This window comes from Nocardioides sp. (assembly GCF_030019515.1).
Taxonomy (GTDB): Bacteria; Actinomycetota; Actinomycetes; order Propionibacteriales; family Nocardioidaceae; genus Nocardioides.
This window is the reverse complement of the sequence record NZ_JASEEQ010000019.1, coordinates 40,793-60,496: the sequence shown is the minus strand read 5'-3', so window position 1 is coordinate 60,496 and position 19,704 is coordinate 40,793. Positions and strand designations below refer to the sequence as shown.

The 19,704-nt window shown below is 74.2% G+C and carries 18 protein-coding genes; 8 read left to right on the top strand and 10 right to left on the bottom strand.

The features are described from left to right. Positions 1-29: 29 nt before the first annotated feature. From QMC84_RS20710 to QMC84_RS20700, 3 genes are all read left to right on the top strand, one after another. Entirely contained in the window at positions 30-1,166 is a 1,137-nt protein-coding gene (locus QMC84_RS20710; RefSeq protein WP_300378256.1) for a hypothetical protein, read from the top strand. Further along, positions 1,163-3,886, top strand: coding sequence for a multicopper oxidase domain-containing protein (locus QMC84_RS20705; protein WP_300378254.1), 2,724 nt, complete (start codon positions 1,163-1,165; stop codon positions 3,884-3,886). The genes QMC84_RS20710 and QMC84_RS20705 overlap by 4 nt, the downstream gene beginning before the upstream one ends. A 73-nt stretch (positions 3,887-3,959) precedes the next feature. Next, the gene (locus QMC84_RS20700; protein ID WP_300378252.1) at positions 3,960-4,196 is read left to right on the top strand and encodes a DUF2249 domain-containing protein; all 237 of its coding nucleotides are present in this window, start codon (positions 3,960-3,962) and stop codon (positions 4,194-4,196) included. A gap of 86 nt (positions 4,197-4,282) precedes the next feature. On the opposite strand, the gene QMC84_RS20695 is transcribed toward QMC84_RS20700, so the two are convergent. Beyond that, the gene (locus QMC84_RS20695) at positions 4,283-5,029 is read right to left on the bottom strand and encodes a DsbA family protein (protein ID WP_300378250.1); all 747 of its coding nucleotides are present in this window, start codon (positions 5,027-5,029) and stop codon (positions 4,283-4,285) included. 187 nt (positions 5,030-5,216) lie between these two features. Here QMC84_RS20695 and QMC84_RS20690 point away from each other — a divergent pair, with 187 nt between their 5' ends. The 5 genes from QMC84_RS20690 to QMC84_RS20670 are packed head-to-tail and all read left to right on the top strand — an operon-like array spanning position 5,217 to position 9,572. Then, a complete protein-coding gene (locus QMC84_RS20690; RefSeq protein WP_300378248.1) occupies positions 5,217-5,816 on the top strand; it encodes a TetR family transcriptional regulator C-terminal domain-containing protein in 600 nt (199 codons plus the stop codon). Then, positions 5,813-7,225, top strand: a complete 1,413-nt coding sequence (locus QMC84_RS20685) for a GMC family oxidoreductase (protein WP_300378246.1) — start codon at positions 5,813-5,815, stop codon at positions 7,223-7,225. The genes QMC84_RS20690 and QMC84_RS20685 overlap by 4 nt, the downstream gene beginning before the upstream one ends. Positions 7,226-7,232: 7 nt before the next feature. After that, positions 7,233-7,682, top strand: coding sequence for a hypothetical protein (locus QMC84_RS20680; RefSeq protein WP_300378244.1), 450 nt, complete (start codon positions 7,233-7,235; stop codon positions 7,680-7,682). Next, positions 7,679-9,229 (top strand): aldehyde dehydrogenase family protein, encoded by a 1,551-nt coding sequence (locus QMC84_RS20675; protein ID WP_300378242.1) that lies wholly within the window; start codon positions 7,679-7,681, stop codon positions 9,227-9,229. Before QMC84_RS20680 ends, QMC84_RS20675 begins: the two co-directional genes overlap by 4 nt. Positions 9,230-9,266: 37 nt before the next feature. Beyond that, entirely contained in the window at positions 9,267-9,572 is a 306-nt protein-coding gene (locus tag QMC84_RS20670) for a hypothetical protein (RefSeq protein WP_300378240.1), read from the top strand. A gap of 57 nt (positions 9,573-9,629) precedes the next feature. Here the strand turns inward: QMC84_RS20670 and QMC84_RS20665 are convergent, their stop codons facing one another. The 9 genes from QMC84_RS20665 to QMC84_RS20625 form a co-directional block, all read right to left on the bottom strand. Beyond that, positions 9,630-10,247, bottom strand: a complete 618-nt coding sequence (locus QMC84_RS20665; protein ID WP_300378238.1) for an ester cyclase — start codon at positions 10,245-10,247, stop codon at positions 9,630-9,632. A 189-nt stretch (positions 10,248-10,436) separates the two neighbouring features. Next, a complete protein-coding gene (locus QMC84_RS20660) occupies positions 10,437-11,204 on the bottom strand; it encodes a PIG-L family deacetylase (protein ID WP_300378235.1) in 768 nt (255 codons plus the stop codon). 10 nt (positions 11,205-11,214) lie between these two features. Next, positions 11,215-13,419 (bottom strand): glycosyltransferase, encoded by a 2,205-nt coding sequence (locus QMC84_RS20655; RefSeq protein WP_300378233.1) that lies wholly within the window; start codon positions 13,417-13,419, stop codon positions 11,215-11,217. A gap of 53 nt (positions 13,420-13,472) precedes the next feature. Beyond that, positions 13,473-14,513, bottom strand: coding sequence for a phosphatase PAP2 family protein (locus QMC84_RS20650; RefSeq protein ID WP_300378231.1), 1,041 nt, complete (start codon positions 14,511-14,513; stop codon positions 13,473-13,475). Positions 14,514-14,572: 59 nt separating this feature from the next. Continuing rightward, positions 14,573-16,018, bottom strand: coding sequence for an ATP-binding protein (locus tag QMC84_RS20645; protein WP_300378229.1), 1,446 nt, complete (start codon positions 16,016-16,018; stop codon positions 14,573-14,575). A 10-nt stretch (positions 16,019-16,028) separates the two neighbouring features. Then, positions 16,029-16,715, bottom strand: coding sequence for a response regulator transcription factor (locus tag QMC84_RS20640; protein ID WP_300378227.1), 687 nt, complete (start codon positions 16,713-16,715; stop codon positions 16,029-16,031). Next, positions 16,712-18,253, bottom strand: coding sequence for a hypothetical protein (locus tag QMC84_RS20635; RefSeq protein WP_300378225.1), 1,542 nt, complete (start codon positions 18,251-18,253; stop codon positions 16,712-16,714). The genes QMC84_RS20640 and QMC84_RS20635 overlap by 4 nt, the downstream gene beginning before the upstream one ends. After that, complete coding sequence (locus tag QMC84_RS20630) at positions 18,192-18,911, bottom strand: DedA family protein (protein ID WP_300378223.1); 720 nt, start codon at positions 18,909-18,911, stop codon at positions 18,192-18,194. The genes QMC84_RS20635 and QMC84_RS20630 overlap by 62 nt, the downstream gene beginning before the upstream one ends. Continuing rightward, positions 18,908-19,522 carry a phosphatase PAP2 family protein gene (locus QMC84_RS20625; RefSeq protein WP_300378221.1) on the bottom strand — a complete coding sequence of 205 codons (615 nt, stop codon included), beginning with the start codon at positions 19,520-19,522 and terminating at the stop codon, positions 18,908-18,910. Before QMC84_RS20625 ends, QMC84_RS20630 begins: the two co-directional genes overlap by 4 nt. Positions 19,523-19,704: the final 182 nt, after the last annotated feature.

Sequence of the window (19,704 nt, the reverse complement as noted above, 5' to 3'; positions counted from 1 at the left end):
GCCGGCCCACCCTTAGATACGATCTCATCGTGACAAACGCTGCCCCGCCGCGACCGGTCTCGGCCCGAGCCAGGACCCCGCGTGGCGTCCTCCTGCTGCCCGCCGGCCTGGCGATGCTCGCGGGGCTCGACGCCGCGCTGCTGCTCCTCGGGGTGCCCGCGCCGGTGACCACCGACCGGCTGCCCGACGTGCACGGGATGCTGATGGCGCTCGGCTTCGTCGGCACCCTGGTCTGCCTCGAGCGCTCCGTGGCGCTGGGCCGGTCGCTCGGCTACCTCGCGCCGGCGCTGCTCGGCGTCGGCGCCCTGCTGCTGCTCGCCCCGGTCCCCCTGGCCGTCGGGCGCACCGGCCTGCTGCTCGGGATGCTGGCGATGACCCTCCTGTACGTGCCGCTGTGGCGCCGCCAGCGCGACGACGCCGTGCTCGTGCAGGCGCTCGGCGCGGTGCTCGGCGCCGGCGCGGCCGCCATGTGGCTGGGCGGGACCCAGACCGCGCTCCTGATCCCCTGGCTGACCGGCTTCCTGGTGCTGACCATCGCCGGCGAGCGGCTGGAGCTGGCCCGGCTCGCGATGGGACCGAAGGCCGGTCCGACCCTGGTGCTGCTGACGGTCGCGGTGATGGCGAGCACGGTCGGGTCGCTGCTGTGGCCGGAGGTCGGCTATCCGCTGCTCGGTCTCGCCCTGGCCGCGCTCACCGGCTGGCTGGTCGCCCACGACGTCGCCTGGCGGACGGTCCGGCGACCCGGGCTCACCCGGTTCATGGCGGCCAGCATGCTGGCCGGCTACTTCTGGCTGCTCGTGGCCGCCAGCACCTGGCTGCTGCACGGCAGCGCGCTCTCGGGAGCGCCGTACGACGTCGTCATCCACGCGACGTTCCTGGGCTTCACGATCTCGATGATCATGGCGCACGCGCCGGTGATCCTGCCGGCCGTGCTGCGTCGCCCGCTGCCGTACCGGACCGTGCTGTGGGGACCGCTCGTGCTGCTGCACGCCTCGCTGGCGCTGCGGCTCTGGCTCGGCGACGCACTCGAGGTGCACCTCGCCTGGCAGATCGGCGGGGCTGCGAACGTGCTGGCGCTGCTGTCCTTCTTCGCGCTCGCCGCGTGGTCCGTCGTGACCGGCGCCCGGCGCCCGAGCACCGTTCCCGTCAAGGAGAAGGCCGCATGACCGTCATCGGCACCCGGAGCCGGCCCGTGGGCGCGGGCGCGCGCCGGGGCTTCTCGCCGCTGCGCGACCTGCCCGCCCTGCTGTGGCTGATCGTCGTCGTGGTGGTGTCGCTGGTGCACCGCGAGCTCCCGGCGCCGCGGTGGCTGCTGATCCACCTGCTCCTGCTCGGGGCGGTCACCCACTCGATCCTGGTCTGGAGCCAGCACTTCACCGACGCGCTGCTGCACAACGCCCCGACGGCGACGGCGTACCGCACCCGCTCGGTGCGGCTGGTGCTGTGCAACGTCGGCGCGGCGCTCGTCCTGGTCGCCGTGCCCACCGACCGCTGGGTGCTCGCGACGGTGGGCGCCTCGGCGGTCGCCCTGGCCGTCGGCTGGCACGCGGTGTCGCTGGTCTCCCAGCTGCGCCACGGGCTCGGCTCGCGATTCGCCGTCACCGTGCGCTACTACGTCGCCTCGGCGGCGCTGCTGCCGCTCGGGGCGCTGTTCGGCGTCCTGATGGCGCGCGGCCTCTCCGAGCAGTGGCACGTGCGGATCATGGTCGCCCACGTGATGGTCAACGTGCTCGGCTGGATGGGGCTCACCGTGCTCGGCACGGTCGTGACGCTCTGGCCGACCATGCTGCGCACCCGCATCGCCGAGGGTGCGGAGCACACGGCGCGGCGAGCGCTGCCGGTGCTGCTCGCCGGCCTGCTGATCGGCGTGGCCGGCTGCCTGGTCGACCTGCGACCCGTCGCGGGCGCGGGCCTGCTGGTGTACGCCGGGGCGCTGGTCCTGCTGGCGCGGCCGTTCGTGAGCGTCGCGCGAGCCAAGCCCCCGATGCACTTCGCCACCTGGTCCGTCGCGGCCGCGGTCGCCTGGCTGGCCGGACTGGTCGCGATCCTCGGGGTGGGCGTGCTCGTCGCCCCGAGCTGGATGGCCGCCCACGAGCTGGCCGACGCGATCACTCCGGGCCTGGCCGCCGGGTTCGGTGCCCAGGTGCTGCTCGGCGCGATGTCCTACCTGGTGCCGGTGGTCGTCGGCGGCGGGCCCTCCGGTGCCCGCGCCGCGAACGTCGAGATGGACCGGGGCGGCGCGCTGCGCGTCGCGATCACCAACGTCGGCCTGGTCGTGTTCCTGCTGCCCGCGCCGAGCCCGGTCCGGGTCGTGGTGTCGGCGGCCGTGCTCGTGGCGCTCGCCGCCTTCTTGCCGCTGATGTTCCGGGCCCTGCGCGCCGCGCGCCGGGCCCGGCAGCAGCCGGTGGAGTCGGTCCCCAGGAGCCAGCGGACCGGGCCCGCCCCGGTCGCCGCCGACCGGCCGCGCGGCCAGGTCACCGGCCTCGCCGCGACCGGGGTCGCGCTGGTCGTCCTCGCCGTGGCCGCCGGCGTGGCCGTCGACCCGACCGCACTGGCCGGCACGAAGCACGAGTCGTCGGCCGCCGGCATCGCGGCCACCGGCGAGACCACCCGCGTCGAGGTCAGTGCCGCGAACATGCGGTTCACCCCCGACACGGTGGAGGTGCCGGCCGGCAACCGGCTCGTCATCGAGGTCACGAACACCGACGACACCGACGTCCACGACCTGGTCCTCGACTCGGGCGTGGACAGCGGCCGGCTCTCGCCCGGCGAGAGCAAGGTTCTCGACGTCGGCGTCGTCGGTCGCAGCATCGAGGGCTGGTGCTCCGTGGTCGGGCACCGGCAGATGGGGATGGTCTTCCACGTCCGCGTGACCGGGCTGGACCAGGCGCAGGCCGCAGCGGTCGACGGCGCGACGGACGGGTCCGGGATGGCCGGGATGCCGGGCATGGACCACTCCGGCCAGGACAGCACGGGCCAGGACAGCACGAGTCAGGGCAGCGCGGCGGCCGACCTCGACTTCGCCGCCGCCCCCGCGCCCGGCTTCGAGGCGCACGACCCCGCCCTCCCGCCGGTGGAGGAGTCGCGGGTGCACCGTCGTACCTTCCGCGTCTCCGAGATGTCCGCGGAGGTCGCGCCGGGTGTGCGCCAGCAGCTGTGGACCTACAACGGCACCATGCCCGGCCCCACCCTGCACGGCCGGGTGGGCGACCGGTTCGTCATCCGGCTCGTCAACGACACCCAGATGGGGCACTCCATCGACTTCCACGCCGGGGAGACCGCGCCGGACCGGAACATGCGCACGATCGCGCCCGGGGAGTCGCTTGTCTACCGGTTCACGGCCCGCCGCTCCGGCATCTGGCTCTACCACTGCTCGACGATGCCGATGGCGGTGCACATCGCCAACGGCATGTTCGGCGCGGTGGTGATCGACCCGCCGAACCTGCCGCGTGTCGACAAGAGCTACCTGATGGTGCAGTCCGAGCTCTACCTCGGCGCCCAGGACGGGCCCGTCGACGCCGCGAAGGTGATGGGCGAGCAGCCGGACGCGGTGGTCTTCAACGGCTACGCGAACCAGTACGACCACGACCAGATCGAGGTGAAGGTCGGCGAGCGGGTCCGGGTCTGGGTCCTCGACGCCGGCCCGAACCGGACCACGTCCTTCCACGTGGTCGGCGAGCAGTTCGACACCGTGTTCGCGGAGGGTGCCTACCTGCTCCGGCCCGGGAACGCCGAGCGGGGCGGCAGCCAGGCGCTCGCGCTCGGCGCGGCCCAGGGCGGGTTCGTCGAGCTCTCGTTCCAGCACCCCGGGCACTACCCGTTCGTCTCGCACCTGATGGTCGACGCCGAGCGCGGCGCGCACGGGATCTTCCACGTCACCCGCTGATCCCGCCACCCATGCCTGTTTACACGATGCTATCGTTTCTAGTGCTTCAGCACCGTCGACCCGAGGAGAGAGCATGACCGACCGCCAGCTGGACGTCCGCGAGGAGATCCCGGCCCGCCGCCACGAGCTGATCTTCAGCACCTACCACGACCTCGCGCCCGGCGACGGCTTCGTGCTCGTGAACGACCACGACCCCAAGCCGCTGTACTACCAGCTCGACGCCGAGCACAAGGGCGAGTTCGCCTGGGACTACCTCGAGGAGGGCCCGGAGGTCTGGCGGGTCCGGATCGGACGCGTCACCGCGTCGTAGATCGCGACAGAACCGCAGAGGAACAGGCCGGGCCGGCTCGCGATCGCGAGCCGGCCCGGTTCTCCCCAACCAGCGCCCGACAGGGCTCAGGCGCCGACCATGAAGGCGTGCCGCCAGGGCCCGCCGTTCGCCGAGACCCACGGCAGCGCCGGCGGGTCGGGTACGACGGGGTATCGACCCGGGTCCGGCAGCACCGGACGCACCGTGGCGCCGGCCCGATCCAGCTCCTTCTCGAGCCGTCGCAGCGCGGTCTCGCCGGCCACCGGCAGCCGCCCGTCGACCACCAGGAGCGGCAGCGGCGCGGCGTTGAGGGCCCGCCACTGCGCGGACCAGTCCCGGATCCGGCGGAAGGCGGCCATCGTGATCGGTCCCCGACTGGGGCTCACGGCCAGCCCGAAGTCGCTCAGCGGCACCGACGTCGCGTGCCCGCGCAGGATCGGGCCGGCCAGCAGCCGGCGCAGCACCTCCGGGCTGCCGATGTCCTGGCCCCGGCTCCAATAGGCCGAGAACAGCAGCCGCCGGACGTCGTCGGCCACGCCAGCGCCGTACGCCTCGGCGTAGCCGGCGACCGGGCCGCGGCCATTAGGCCGGAACGCCGGCACCGAGCCGGGCAGCTCCTCGCCCGGGAGCAGCAGGCCGGCCACGGCCTCGAGCTCGCGCTCCAGGGCGTCGCGCTCGGACGCACCCATCCGGACGCCCCCGACCGGCAGCCGGGGGTCGGGCTCGACCGCGCGCCAGTCCACCTGGACGTCGGCCGCGGTCAGTGCGTCGGCCCGCGCGCTCGCCAGCGCGCACGCGGGTGAACCGAAGTCGGCGTAGATCACGAGGTCCATCTCTGCTCCTCCTGGGCCGCTACCACATTTGTAACGAGCGTACTCGTTAATACGCAAAAAAGGGAGCGGCCGCCGTCACGATTTCTGCGGCGAACCGCTTGTCCCCGGCGCGATCGAATGGGACAGTCGTCCCATTCGCCGGACTGGGTCGACCGTCCCAGTCCGGTCCACGGCGACAGGAGGCGACATGGCGCGGATCAGCGTCACCGACCGGCGCGAGCTGCTCTTCGCGGCCGCCGTCCGGGTACTGGCGCGCGACGGGCTGGCCGCGCTGTCGACCCGCGCGATCGTGGCCGAGGCCGGGATGTCGCTGGCGAGCTTCCACTACGCCTACGGGTCGCGCGAGGAGCTGCTCGGCGACATCGTCGCGTCGGTGGTCGGGGGCGAGCGCGAGGCGGGACTGGCCGGCGTGCTCGGCGACGCGAGCTCTCCCGAGGACGCGGTGCGCCGGGCCCTCGCGGCGTACCTCGACCTGGTCCGCACCGACCCGGGCCGCGAGCAGGGCATGTTCGAGCTCACCCAGCACGCGCTGCGAACCCCGACGCTGGCGCGGCTGGCGACCGAGCAGTACCAGCGCTACCACGAGGTCGCCGCGGAGCTGCTCGACCACCTGGCGGACCGGTTCGACCGGCGCTGGGACTCCCCCACCGCCGACCTGGCACGGCTGGTGATCTCGCTGACCGACGGGCTCACCCTGGCCTGGCTGGCCGACCGCGACGACGCCGCCGCCGAACGGCTCGCCGCGCTGGCCGCCGACGCCGTGCTCACCCACCTGGAGGACTCATGAGCGAGCGCTACGACGTGATCGTGGTCGGGGCCGGCACCTCGGGCCTGAACCTGGCCCGCGACCTCGCGGCCGGCGGGCTGCACTGCCTGGTCCTGGAGGCCGGCGGCCGCTACGACCGCCGTACCTACCCCCGCACCGAGGTCGACGGGTCGGCGCAGCTCTTCTGGGGCGGCGGCCTCGAGCTGAACGCCGACGCGTCGCTGGCGATCCTGCGCCCGAAGGTGGTCGGTGGCGGCTCGATCGTCAACCAGGCGCTGATGGACCGGTTCGACGACGTCGCGCTCGACGACTTCCGGGCGGCCAGCGGCGTCGGGCTGTTCACCGAGGCGGCGCTGGCGCCGTACTACGGGCGCGCCGAGGCCAACATCTGCCTGCAGACGGTGCCGGAGGAGCGCCGCAACGGCAACGCGGCGATCTTCGCCGAGGGCTTCACCCGCAACGGCTACCGGCACGCACCCCTGCGACGGGCGCAGGCCGACTGCCGCTTCGAGGACGGCAACTCCTGCGTCGAGTGCCTCTCGGGCTGCCGGATCGACTCCAAGCAGTCGACGGCGATCACCGCGCTCCCCGCGGCCGAGCGGGACGGCGCCGTACTGCTCGCCGACGTGGAGGTGACGCTGGTGGCCGAGCGGCCCGACCGGGTGAGCGTGACCGGGCTGGTCGGCAAGCCCGGCGGCGCCCGGGTCGAGCAGACGTGGACCGCCGACCGGCTGGTGCTCGCCGCCGGCGCGATCGGCAACTCCCGGCTGCTGCTGGCCTCGGGGTTCGGCTCGCACCTGCCGGCGCTGGGCCACGGCTTCTTCACCCACCCGCAGTACATGAACTTCGGCGTCTTCGACGAGCCGGTCCGGGCGCACTCCGGGCCGCTGCAGAACTACAAGTCCGCCGACCCGGGCTTCCGCCGACAGGGCTTCAAGCTCGAGAACGTGTTCGCCGGGCCGTCGTCGATCGCGATGCTGATGCCCGGGTTCGGCGCGGCCCACCTGGCACTCATGCGGCGCTACGACCACCTGGGGTGCATCGAGGTCTGCGTGCGCGACACCACCCCGGGCCGGATCCGGCTCAACCGCAAGGGCGCGGTCGTCATCGACAAGCGGCTCGGCGAGGAGGAGCTGCGCCGCCGCGACGCCGGCGCCGCCGCGATCCGCAACATCTTCCTCTCCATGGGCGCCCGCGAGCTGGTCGAGGGCGACCTGGGGATCGGGCTGCACCTGATGGGCGGGTGCGCGATCGGGACCGACCCGGCCCGCTCGGTCGTCGACCCCGACTTCACGGTGCACCGCAGCCGGCGCATCCATGCGGCCGACTCGAGCGTCTTCCCGAACGCGCCGGGGATCAACCCGGCGCTGACCATCGCAGCACTGTCGATCCGGGCCGGGGAGTCGATCCTGGCCGCGGCGGGGAGATGAGGACGAGATGCCCCAGCAGACGACACCGAAGCTGACCGCCACCCAGGCCCGGGGGCTGCTCCGGCTCGGCGACGTGGTGATCCCCGGCGACGGCGTCCTTCCGCCGTTCTCGCGGGCGGTCGCTGCGACCGAGGCCGACCGGATGCTGCCCTACCTCAGCGACGCGGACCGCTCGAGCCTGCTGCTGCTGCTCGCCGTGTGCGGCCGGCTGCCGCGGCCCGCGGTCCGCGCCCTGGTCGCGCTGGCCGCCGGCTGGCGGCGTACTCCGGAGCCGGCCGCGGCGGGGCTGCGGATGGCCCACATCGGGATCAAGGGCGTGGTGCACTCCCTGTACTGGTCCGACCTGAACCGGCTCGGCATCCACGAGGCGATCGGCTACGACGCCCAGGTCGACGAGGCGGCGTACGAGCGGTCGTTGGGGATCACCGCCGACCCCACCACGGAGGAGGACCAGTGAGCGAGAGCTTCGTGCGAGCCGAGGTCGCCGGCGTCGTCGAGCGGGCCCGGAGCGGCCAGCGGTCGCTGGGCGCCCTGTCGGTCGTCGAGCGCCTGGTGCACCTGCGCGCGCTGCGCCGCGCGATCGCGGGGCGGGTCGACGAGATCGTCGAGCGGGTCCAGGCCGAGACCGGCAAGTCGCGCTCGGACATCTTGATGTCGGAGATCTTCGGCGCGATGGACGCGATCGCCTGGCTGGAGGCGAACGCCGTGGACGCGCTCGCGGACGAGAAGGTCCCCACCCCGATGACCCTGATGGGCAAGAAGTCGCGGATCTGGTTCCAGCCCCGCGGCGTCGTGCTCGTCGTCTCCCCGTGGAACTACCCGTTCTTCCAAGCGCTCGTGCCGATCGCGAGCGCGCTCGCCGCGGGCAACGCCGTGGTCTACAAGCCGAGCGAGCACACCCCGCTGGAGGGGCTGGTGGAGTCGCTGGCCGAGCAGGCGGCGATCGCGCCGCACTGGCTGCAGGTCGTGTACGGCGACGGGTCGGTCGGCTCCGAGGTGATCGGGCAGCGGCCGGACCAGGTCATGTTCACCGGGTCGGCGCGCACCGGCCGCGCCATCCTGCGCCAGGCGGCCGAGCTGCTGATCCCCGTGGAGCTCGAGCTCGGCGGCAAGGACCCGATGATCGTCTTCGACGACGTCGACATCGCCCGCACCGCGGCGGGTGCCGCGTTCGGTGCGCTCACCGCGGCGGGCCAGTCCTGCACCTCGGTCGAACGGCTCTTCGTCCACGAGTCGATCCACGACGACCTGGTCGCCGCCCTCGTCGAGCTGGTCTCCTCGCTGCGGCTCGTCGAGTCCCCCGACGACGACCGGGACGGTGACGGCGACATCGGCCGCATGACGACCGACTTCCAGGTGCGGACCGTCGCCGAGCACGTCCTCGACGCCCGCACCCGCGGCGCGCGGGTGCTCACCGGTGCCGACTGGGACCCGCAGGCAGTGCTCGACGGCCGCCCGGGCCTGCCCGGCCGGCCGTTCCGGCTGGTGCCGCCGATGGTGGTCACCGACCTGCCCGACGACGCGCTGATGGCGACCGAGGAGACGTTCGGGCCGGTGGTCCCGGTGCTGCGGTTCAGCGACGAGCAGGAGGTGATCCGGCGCGCCAACGCCTCGGCGTACGGCCTGACCGCGAGCGTGTGGAGCGCCGACGCCGAGCGGGCCGAGCGGGTCGCACGGCAGCTGCGCTGCGGCGGCGTCTCGATCAACAACGTGATGGCCACCGAAGCCACCCCCGCGCTGCCGTTCGGAGGCGTCGGAGAGTCGGGCATGGGCCGCTACAAGGGCGTGGCCGGGCTGCGCACGTTCACCAACGCCCAAGCGGTGGTCATCGACTCCGACGGCACCAAGCTCGAGGCCAACTGGTACCCGTACACCGCCAGGAAGCACGCCCTGTTCACCTCGATGATGCGCGCCTGGTTCAGTGACGGCCCGACCCGGCTGGCCCGGTTCGCGGTCGCCGGCGCGCGGCTCGAGAGGCACGCCCAGAAGGCTCGCCGTGAGTAGTCGCGCTCGCTAACGTGGTGACCGGACGGAGGTCGCGATGGGCACACAGATCCTCACCGAGGTCGCCGCGCGGGTCGACGCACAGCGCGAGGAGGAGCTCCTCGCTGGCTTCCACCGGCTGCTCCAGCGGCCGATGCCGGACGGGCTGGTGCGCACCGAGCTCCTGCGCGGCGCCGACGGCGAGTGGCGGATCCAGACGCTCTGGACGAGCCGTGAGGCGCTGGACGCGATGCGAGCCCTCGCCGAGCCACCGGCCGCCCCGACCCTGTTCCGCAACGTCGGCGCCGAGCCGCACCTGACCATCCTCGAGGTCGCGGGCAAGTACGCGGATCCGGTGCCCTGACCGGATCCGGATGCTTCCGCGGCCGCGCCGGTGAGGACGCGGCCGCGGTCGTAGCCGTCAGAGGCCGATCTGGGAGTAGAAGGTCTGGTTGTCCCAGAAGAGGAACTCCTCATCCATGGTGCCCCGACGGTTCCAGAGTCCGACGGTGGCCATGTTGATCGCGTACTGCCGACCGGTCGGCTCGATGTATCCGCCCTTGCCGTCCGGCATCGGGGCCGAGAAGGTACCCCGCATGACGCCGGTGACCGCGGTCAGGTTGCCCTTGGCGACCCGCAGCGGGTGCACCTGGATGTTGGTATCGGGTGCCCAGACGAACAGCGCCGCCAGGTCGTCGATGTGCTTCTGGATGCCGTCGGTGTAGTGGCCGTCCGGCCAGTGCACGCGCACGTGCTTGGCGTGGCTCTCGTCCAGGCGCGCCCAGTCCGCGCTCGAGAACACGGTGAAATCCAGCTCGTCGAAGGTCTTGAGGTTGCGTCGCTCCTCGGCGGTCAGGTTCTTCGGGAACGGCGGGCTGGTGACGCCCCCCGCAGCCGGGTCGGGCAGCGGCGTCCAGCCCCGGAGCTGGCCCGATGCGGTCGCCTCCGCGGGCGTCAGCCCGGCGTCCACGGCGCCGAGCGCCAGGGCTCCGAACGTCGCCAGGCCCGAGGCCCGCAGTGCGTCTCGTCGATTGATCATCTGGTCTCACCTTCCTGCTCGCAGACACTTACTTGTTGATTCAAGCAAACCTTAGTTGTTTCTTCAACTAATTGCCGGCCGTGTCCGTGGAGTGGAACGGATCCGCTCCGAGCGCCGCTCGCCTGTGACGCCGTGTCACCCCTTCTCCCCCCCTGCCGCACCACGGTGGGAGGTTGGGGTAGACAGGCGTTACAGCTCGCGGGGCGGGCGCGGCACCTCGACGAACCACTCGGTGCCGAGCACCCGGCGGGCGAGCCAGGTCGGCAGGAGCCGCAGCAGTGCGAGGGTGCGGACGCCGCCGGATGCCTGGGAGGCGTGGGCGGCCAGGGCGGCGCGCTTCGCAGGGAGCTGGTCGCGGACGTCGGCCCGCAGCGACACCTGGGCCGGCGCCGAGTAGATCCCTCGCCCCGGCAGGGTGAGGCCCGGGAGGAGCCGGGCGAACGGCCGGAGCACGGCGATCCCGCGGGCCAGCCAGGTGCGGTCCCGGGTCGCCTCGAGCAGCCGGGGCGGCCGGGCCGCGAGGACCTGCGCGGTGCGGGCGACGTGGTGCACCTGGACGTGGTCCGGGTGGCCGTAGCCGCCGTTCGCGTCGTAGCCGGTCAGGACGTCGGCGTCCTCCTCGTCGAGGACGGCGACCAGCCGCCGGGCGGCGTCCGCGAGCGACGCGTCCGCGAACCGGTCGACGAGACCGCTCGGGGCGTCGGCCATCCCGGAGTCGGCGTACCCGAGCCAGACGACGGCGGCGGCGCCGAGGGCGCGGGCGGAGGCGGCCGCCTCGACCCGACGGCGTACGCCGAGCGGCCCGGCCGCGGGGGCGACGGCGGCGAGCCCGGCTCCCCCGTCGGTGGCGAAGACCAGCACCACGCGGTCGCCGGCCGCGGCGCGCTGGGCGAGCCAGCCGCCGGTGAGCAGCGCCTCGTCGTCGGGGTGGGCGTGGAAGGACACGATCGTGGCCATCGGATCGAGCCTAGGCCTGGGCCTCGAGCAGCGCCGGGACCAGCGGCTCCGGCGCGCGGACCGGTGCGGCGAGCCGCTCGCTCGCGAGCCGGTACAGCGCGTCGGTCCGATCGAGGGCGTCGACCCAGTCGCAGGCCGGCGCGACCCGCCGGTTGTGCTCGGCGATCCGCTCGCGGAGCGTCGCGTCGAGGACCAGGTCCGCGAGCGCCACGACCATCTCCGCGTCGTCGGCGACCAGGACGCCGTCCATCCGGTCCCGGATGAACTCGCTCACCCCGCTGCGGCGGTTCGCCACCACGGGCAGGCCGGCGCAGCGCGCCTCGAGGGCGGCCAGGCCGAAGGACTCTTTCGGGGCGGGGGCGACGTACACGGACGCGGAGAGCAGGTGGCCGAGGACCTCGGACCGCGGGATCCGCCCGGTGACCCGCACGCAGTCGGTCAGGCCGCGGCGTCGGACGTACCGCTCGACCCGGCCCCGCAGCCGGCCGTCGCCGACGACGAGCAGGCGGACGTCGCGCTCCGGTGCGAGCGCGCGCACCTGCTCGAACGCGCGGACCAGCGGCAGCGGTCGTTTGCGCGGCATCAGTCGCATCACGCTCACCAGGGTGATCGGCCCCGCCCCGGTCGGGTCGGTCGGGCGGGCAGGCGACGCGGGCCGGCGCCACTGCTCGACATCGATCGCGTTCGGGAGGACGGCGACGTCCCGACCGTGCAGCGAGCGCCGGAACGTCTCGGCCGCGGCGCCGCTGACCGCGGACCAGACCACCGGCCAGCGGCGCAGCCGGGCCACGGCCGCGAGCCGGAGCAGACCACCCGCGCCCGCCCACATCGAGTGCACCGTCACCAGCGTCGGGACCCCGGCGGCCATCGCGGCCCGCGCCACCCCGATGCCGTACGGCGAGAGCATCGACACGTGGACGTGGACCACGTCGTACTCCGTGACCAGGCGCCGGGCCGCCGCGGCGGGCAGCCGGCGCACCCACGCCGGGTCGGGGCCCGCCGACGTGGTCGGGGTGAGCACCACCGCGTCCAGCCCTCGCGCCCGCTGGTGGCGAACCAGATCGTCCACGTGGGTCTCGATCCCACCGAGCCGGGGCAGGAACACGTCGGTCACATGCGCCACGCGCCGCGGGTCGCCCAGCGGCCGCGGCGCCGCCGGCCAGCGACGGGCGGCGCGGCGCCGGCCGAGCAGCCAGACGCCGAGGGTGCCGCCGCCGACCGGGATCTCGAGGGCGAAGACGAGGCCGCGGTAGAGCACCGCGCCGGCCGCGGCACCGGCCGGGTCGCCGCCCAGCGCCATCAGGATGCCGACCAGGCCCACGTCGGCCACGCCGACGCCACCGGGGGTCACCGGCAGCACCGTCAGGGTCCGCTCGAGAGCGAACCCGGCGAGCACCTCGGGCCAGGTGACCCCGCTGTGGGTCACGTGCAGACAGAGCCCGAGCAGCAGGCCCTGAAGCGCGACGTACCCGCTGATGCCCAGCGACATCGGCAGCCAGCCGTCGGCGACCACCCGCGCGCACTCCCGGCGTACGTCGAGCAGCGGGCCGACCACGTCGAGCTCGCGGGGCCGCCGGAGCCCGCGTAGCACCCGGCGCACGACCCACTCGACGGCCCGGCCCAGGCCGACCGTGCAGCGCGGGCTGGCCAGCACCGCGGCCGCGCAGGCGGCCAGCCCGACGAACGCCAGTCCGGCCAGCAGCGCGGTGTACCGCAGGGTTGCCGTCACCGACTCCCCCGCGTGCACGAGCGCGACGACCGCGATCACCGGGAGCACGAGCTTGGAGCCGACGTCGACGAGGTTGGTGAGGAAGGTGTAGCCGGCGAACCGCCGGGCGTCGATGCCCCAGGCGCGCATCATCCGGCGGTTCAGCTCGATGCCGGCCGCGCCGCCGAGCGGGACCACGTTCGAGACGGCGCTGCCGGTGAGGTTCAGCGCCAGCGCCCGCCGGTGCGTGAGGCTGGGCGCCGCGGCGGTGAGCACGCTGGAGTGGACGACCAGGCCGAGGAACCACAGCACGACCAGGCCGAGGACCGCCGGCCAGTGCAGCGACCGGAGCACCGGCAGCACGCCGTGCCAGGACAGGTCGACCGCCTGCGGGACCCCGACCGCGACCAGGCCGAGCGCGAGGGCCCAGGAGACCACGAAGCGCAGTCGGCGCCAGACGCGCGACGGGGGCCCGGCCTCGAGGGCCTCGGCGCTGACCGCGTGCATGTCGCGACGGTAGGCAGGGTCGGATGAAGCCTTCATGAAGCGCGGCTCCGCCCTCAGGAGGGGCGCCGCCGGACCCCGACGGTGCGCGGCCCGAGCCACCACGCCGCGGCTGCGATCGCGAGCCCGGCCAGGTCGTCGACCGCGAAGTGCCAGCCGAGGTAGACCGTGGCGACGAGGGTCCCCGCCAGGAAGACCGCGAGGGCGATCGTGGTCCGGCGCATCCGGTGCCACCAGGCGATGCCGAGGATCACCGCGGTGACGCCCACGTGCAGGCTGGCGAACGCGGCGACCTGGGCGAAGGCGCCGGCCGCCGAGGGGTCGGCCAGCAGGTGGGCGCGGTCGGCGAGGTACCGCGCCTGGGTGTCCTGGATCATCATGTGCGGCAACCCGGCGAAGTCCTGCGGCGCGGCGTGGAAGGGCCCGAGCGACGGGATCGCGTAGTACGACGCGGTCCCGAGGATCCACACCCAGACCAGGGCCGCGATGCTCGCGTAGGCGTCGCGCAGCCGCCGCGCCAGCACGACCGCCGCCGGGAACGCCAGCACCACGATCGTCGGGAACGTCTCGTACCAGACCATCAGCACCCAGGCGGCCACGTGCTGGCCGAGCAGGTCGTGAAGCAGCATCGCCGGACTGTGCCCGAGGAACAGCCACCGGTCCCACTCCAGCAGCATCCGGTCGCGTGGCCGGTTGAAGGAGTTCCAGCTCTTCAGGTTGTGGTAGGTGAAGTAGGTCAGGTGGTACCCGAGCAGCGCCACGACCGCGAGAGCGGTACGCCGGCGCGTCCAGCGCCCGCGGACGGCGGCGAGCACCCGGCGTACCTCGACGGGCCGGCCGGCACGGACCAGCCCGTCGAGGGCCACCAGCCCGAGGGAGATGGCGGCGGTGAGCGCGATCCTGCTGAGCAGGAACGCCCCGTGTGGGTCACGGAAGGGGATCCCCACCTGGAACGACCGCACCAGGCCCACGCCGACGAAGACGAGCACCACGAGCCACAGCCGTGCGGCCGTCGCCCAGGGCAGGTCCGGTCCGTCCGTGGTGGGCCCGGTCGGCGGTGCGGTCGGCTCCTGCACGCTGGTCGTCTCCTCGGGCACGGCCGGAACCTAGGCCGAGAAACATGAAGCGGAGGTGAAGGGCCCTCGCGGGCCGCCGGTCACCCGGTGGTCGCGACGGCCCCGGTCGGCAGCAGGATGCTGACGGTCATCTCGGGGCCGTGGGTGCAGGCGAGGGGTGCGCGGCCGCCGCCGTGCGAGGAGTGGTGGCCCGCGTGGCACAGCCGCAGCTCGCCGCCCGCCTGGGCGACGACCGCCTGGACCAGCGCCAGGCCGAGGCCGGACCCGGGACGGCTGCGCGCCTCCTCGGAGCGCACGAAGCGCCGCGTGGCCGTGTCGAGGATCTCCGGCGCCAGCCCGGGTCCGGCGTCGGCGACCATCAGCCGCGCCCAGCCGGGGTCCGGCCGGTCGACGGTGACGGCGTACGGCGCGGCCCCGTGCAGGGCGGCGTTGTCGAGGAGGTTGGTCAACATCCGCTCGACCTCGAAGTCGGCCACCGCCACCGGCACCGGCCCGGCCGGGATCCCGGTCGAGGTCCGGGCCGCCTCCGCCGGGGCGGCGAGCCGGCGCTGGTTGACGACGCGGGCGGTGACCGCCGCCAGGTCGCACGTCTCGTGCCCGGTCCGGCCGGTGGCGCTGCCGAGCTCGAGGAGCTGCTCGGCGAGCCGGGCGAGCCGGTCCAGGTCGACCTGGAGCTCCGCGAGGACCCGCTCGTGCTCCTGCTGCGTGCGCGGGCGTCGGCGCGCCAGCTGGACCCGGCTGGTGAGCAGGGTGATCGGGGTGCGGAGCTCGTGGCTGGCCTCGTTGACGAACTGGCGCTCCCGGTCCAGCGCCCGCTCCAGGGACGTCAGCATCTGGTTGAGGGTGTGCCCGAGCCGGGTGACCTCGTCGTCGCGAGAGGCGGAGACGTCGAGGCGCAGGTCGGGAGCGCCCGCGGCGATGGCGGCGGCGCGGCGGCGGTAGCGCTCGACCGGCCGCAGCGCCGCGCGGGCGAGCCGCTCCCCCACGAACGCCGTGACCGCGAGCGCGCCCAGGCCGGCCAGGACCAGCTGGGCCAGCAGCTCGCGCAGTGCCTCGTCGCGGTGGTCGCGGCGGACGGCGACCAGCAGGTAGTGGCCGCTGCCGTCGCCCAGCCGGTTGACGCGGAGCCGGTACGGATCGTCCGAGATCGGCAGGAAGTCGCCGACGTTGAACGTCCGGTGGGCGCCGCCGACGTGGTCCAGCTGAAGCTCGCTGATCAGGCCCTTCGTCCCGCTGGCGCCGCCGTGGTCCAGCACCGACCCGTCGGACTCCAGCACCTGCCAGGCCACGCCGGTGGCGTCGGCGGCGGACCGGTTCGCCACCCGGCCCTCGGCGCCGACGAGCGGCGTCAGGGTCCGGGTCGCCTGCGCGAGCTCGGTGTCCAGGCCGCGGTCCAGGGCGTAGCCCACCCGCCAGTAGACGAAGCTGCCGGCCGCGAGGAGCACGACGAACATCGCCGCGGAGAAGCCGGCGACCAGGCGGATCCGCAGCGGCAGCCGGGACGCCCGCTCGCGCAGCGACGTCATCTGGCCGACGTCATCGGGCCGCCGGGGTCGGTTCCACGCGATAGCCGACGCCGCGCAGCGTCGTGATCGTCTCGGTGCCGAACGGCTTGTCGATCTTGGCCCGGATCGCGGCGAGGTGCACGTCGATCACGTTACTGCGCAGGTCGGTCTCGCCGTCCCACACCTCGTCGAGGATCATCAGCCGGCTCACGACCCGACCCGCGTGGGAGACGAGCAGGTGGAGGATGTCGAACTCGCGCGCGGATAGGACGATCTCGGTGCCGCCACGGGTGACCCGCCGGGCGACCGGGTCCACGACCAGGTCGCCGAGCTGTACCGGCGCCTCCCCCACCAGGCTGTGGCGCCGGTAGAGCGCGCGCAGCCGGGCCAGCAGCTCGTCGAGGTCGAACGGCTTGGGCAGGTAGTCGTCCGCGCCGGCGTCCAGGCCGCTGATCCGGTCACGGACGTCGCCCCGGGCGGTCAGCATCAGGATCGGCAGCGCCACCCCGAGGTCGCGCAGCCGCCGGGCCACGGTCACCCCGTCCATGCCCGGCAGCATCCAGTCGAGCAGTGCCACGTCCAGGCCGGAGTCGGAGAGCAGGCGCTCGTACGCCGAGCGGCCGTCGTGCACCACCTCGACCTGCCAGCCGGCCTCGGCGAGGGACTCCTCGAGGACATCGGCGAGCCGGACGTCGTCCTCGGCCACCAGGATCCTCACGGGCCCACTCCTCCCTGTCGCTCCCAGACGTGCCACTCGCCGTACGTCCTCTGCTCACCGTAGTGATGTACCAAGTACCCCTCCGCGGCCCGCGCGTCCAGTCCCCACGACGCGAGGCTGTCGCCGTCGACGACGAGCCACCGCGGCGCGGCCGGCCCGGCCAGCACGTCCTCCAGGCCGCGCAGCCGCGGGTCGCGGACCCGCACCGGCAGGCTCCACAGGTAGGGGTAGGGGCTGCTCAGGCCGCTGGCCGCCACGATCTCCGGGTGGCCGAAGGCGACGACCACCCCGTCCGCGGGCTCGGCGTGGGCGCGCAGGTACGCCGCCACCTGCTCCTCCGGCGCCACGTCGTCCGACGGCTGGCTCCAGCGCAGCCAGGCCAGCGGGTTGACCACCAGGACATACGCCAGGACGGCAGCCACCAGGGACCGACCCCGCACGGGGGCGGCGAGGACGACCAGCAGCACCAGGCCCGGCACCAGCCCGGTGAGGTAGTGCCACCAGTAGCTGCCGCCCATCACGACGCCGAACAGCTCCCAGCCGACCAGGGCCAGCGCCGGCCAGGTCAGGCCGGAGGACCGGTCGGCGAGGACGAGCAGGACGAGCAGCACCAGCAGGGGCGCACCGCCGCTGATGAGGAACACCGTGGCCAGGTGCATCATCCGCTCGGGCGTCGCCGGCGACGAGGAGGTCCCGATCACCGCTGACGCCTCCAGCCGGAAGACGAAGACCGCGTCCCAGACGCCGCGCGGCGACGTCCCACGAACGGCGGCGCCCGCGAGAGCCACCCCCAGCACCGCCAGGGTGCCACCGGCGAACGCGGCCGCCCGCGCGCCCAGTGCCCGGGCCCGGCCGTACCGGGTCAGCAGCACGACGGCGGCGACCACGAAGACGTCGACGGCGTTCTGCTTGACCAGCGCCGCCGCCATGGCCGCAGCGCCGGCGCCCGCGGCCAGGGCCAGGCCGCTGCGGCCGTGCGCGCCCCGCGGCTCGCGCACGGCGGCCAGCAGCAGCACGACGCCCAGCAGGACGGACGGCACGGCGAGGATCTCGCCGTCGGTCTCGGGGAGGCCGAAGTACGGGCTGGACAGCAGCGCCAGCGCCGCGGCGGGCGCGGCCACCCGCGGCCAGAGCCGGCCGTTCCCGAGCAGGCCGCCCAGGACGCCGGCCAGCAGGACCGACACGGCACTGGCGGTCGCGCCCATCAGCTTGACCGCGGGCGCGACCACGACCCCACCGCTCGGGGTGAGGTGGCCGGCGATGGAGAACAGCCAGACCAGCAGCGGGGGCCGGTCCACCCAGTAGTCGCCGTACAGCGAGGAGCCGGGGTGCCAGTGCTGGCCGAGGAGGAGGAACCCGCTCTCGTCGGAGCTCAGCGGGTCGTGCAGGAACGGCAGCCAGGCAGCGAACGCGGCGGCAGCGGCGAGGAGCAGGAGGCCGGCAGCGGCTCGGCTCCCACCGAGGACGGTGCCCGGCTCACCCGACCGACGACTCGGCTCGGCGACCGGGGGTGCGGCGACGGACCCGGGGCTGGACACGCCGCGACCGTAGGCCGCAGCAGATGAAGGAGCGATGAAGGCCGAGCCGGCGGCGGCCGGTCCCCCGCCCGCGCAGGTGACGAGCGGCGATCAGGCCGGCGACGACCACGACGGCCAGGCCGGCGCCGACGCCCGAGATCACGTGCTCGACGGTCTGCCAGCTGTTGCCCGCCAGGTAGCCGGCGAGCGCGACGGCGCTCCCCCACGCCGCGGCGCCGGCGACGTTGAAGAGGGCGAAGGTCCGGTACCGCATCCGGGCCATTCCGGCCAGGCCCGGGACGAGCACGCGCAGCGCAACCGTGAACCGGCCGACGAACACGGCCGGTCCACCACGGCGCGCGATCAGGTCCGCCGCCCGGTCGAGGTGCTCGGCGCGGACCAGCCGACCCACCGTGGAGTCCAGGATGCGACGCCCCCATCGCTGCCCGACCAGGTAGCCGACCGCATCGCCCGCCGCCGCACCGCCGATCGCCGCCGCCAGCACCGCGGCCAGCGGCAGGTGTCCCTGGCCGGCGGCCACGCCGCCGAGCAGCACCGCGATCTCCCCCGGGAAGACGAACCCGACGAACGCGGAGGACTCCAGCGCCGGCAGCGCGAAGACCACCAGCAGCCCGAGCCAGACCGGCATCGACAGCAGCTGCTCGACGAGGCCGGTCATCGGGTCACCACCGGCGGCCGGCTGACGAGCGGGCGCAGCGGGGTGCCCGCGAGCCAGGCGACGAGGGCCCGGACGGCCGGGCGGGCGAGCAGGTACGACGTCCCCGTGACCAGAGCGCCGAGCGCCAGGCCGGCCAGCACGTCGAGCGGGAAGTGCGCGCCGACGTAGACCCGGCTGAACGCCATCAGGGCCGCCAGCGCGACCGCCAGCAGCCCGAGCCGGCGGTGCGCCAGCAGCACGCCGACCGCGACCGCTCCGGCGAGGACCGCATGGTCGCTCGGGAACGAGTAGTCCTGGCTGCGCGGGACCAGGAGCAGCACGTGCGGGAGGACCGCGTAGGGCCGCGGCTCCGCGACGTCTCCCGAGACCAGCTGGTTGAGGCCGACGGCCAGCAGCGCGGCGAGCGGCGCCCACAGGGCGATGGCGACGCGGGGCAGGTCCCGCTCGCCCCGCGCCAGCCACCAGGACAGCAGGAGCAGCCCGGCGAACAGCACCACGCCGTACTCGGTGAAGAGCCGGAACGGCGCGTGCAGCCAGGGCGTCTCGACCGACAGCCGGTTGACGTCGGTGAACCAGTCCACCTGCAGCTGTGCCCACACCACGGATCCCACGGCCCCTCCTCGTGGGCGGATGACACCCGCCTCGCCCCGGACCGTACGCAGCGGTGGATGAACCCGGGATGAAGGCGCGGGCTACCCCCCTGACGGCCCGGCCCCGGGCCAGGCCCGGGCCGGCGGTGCCCCAGCAACCGACCCACCGCCCACACCGGTTGCCAGGCCACCGCCCACCCGCC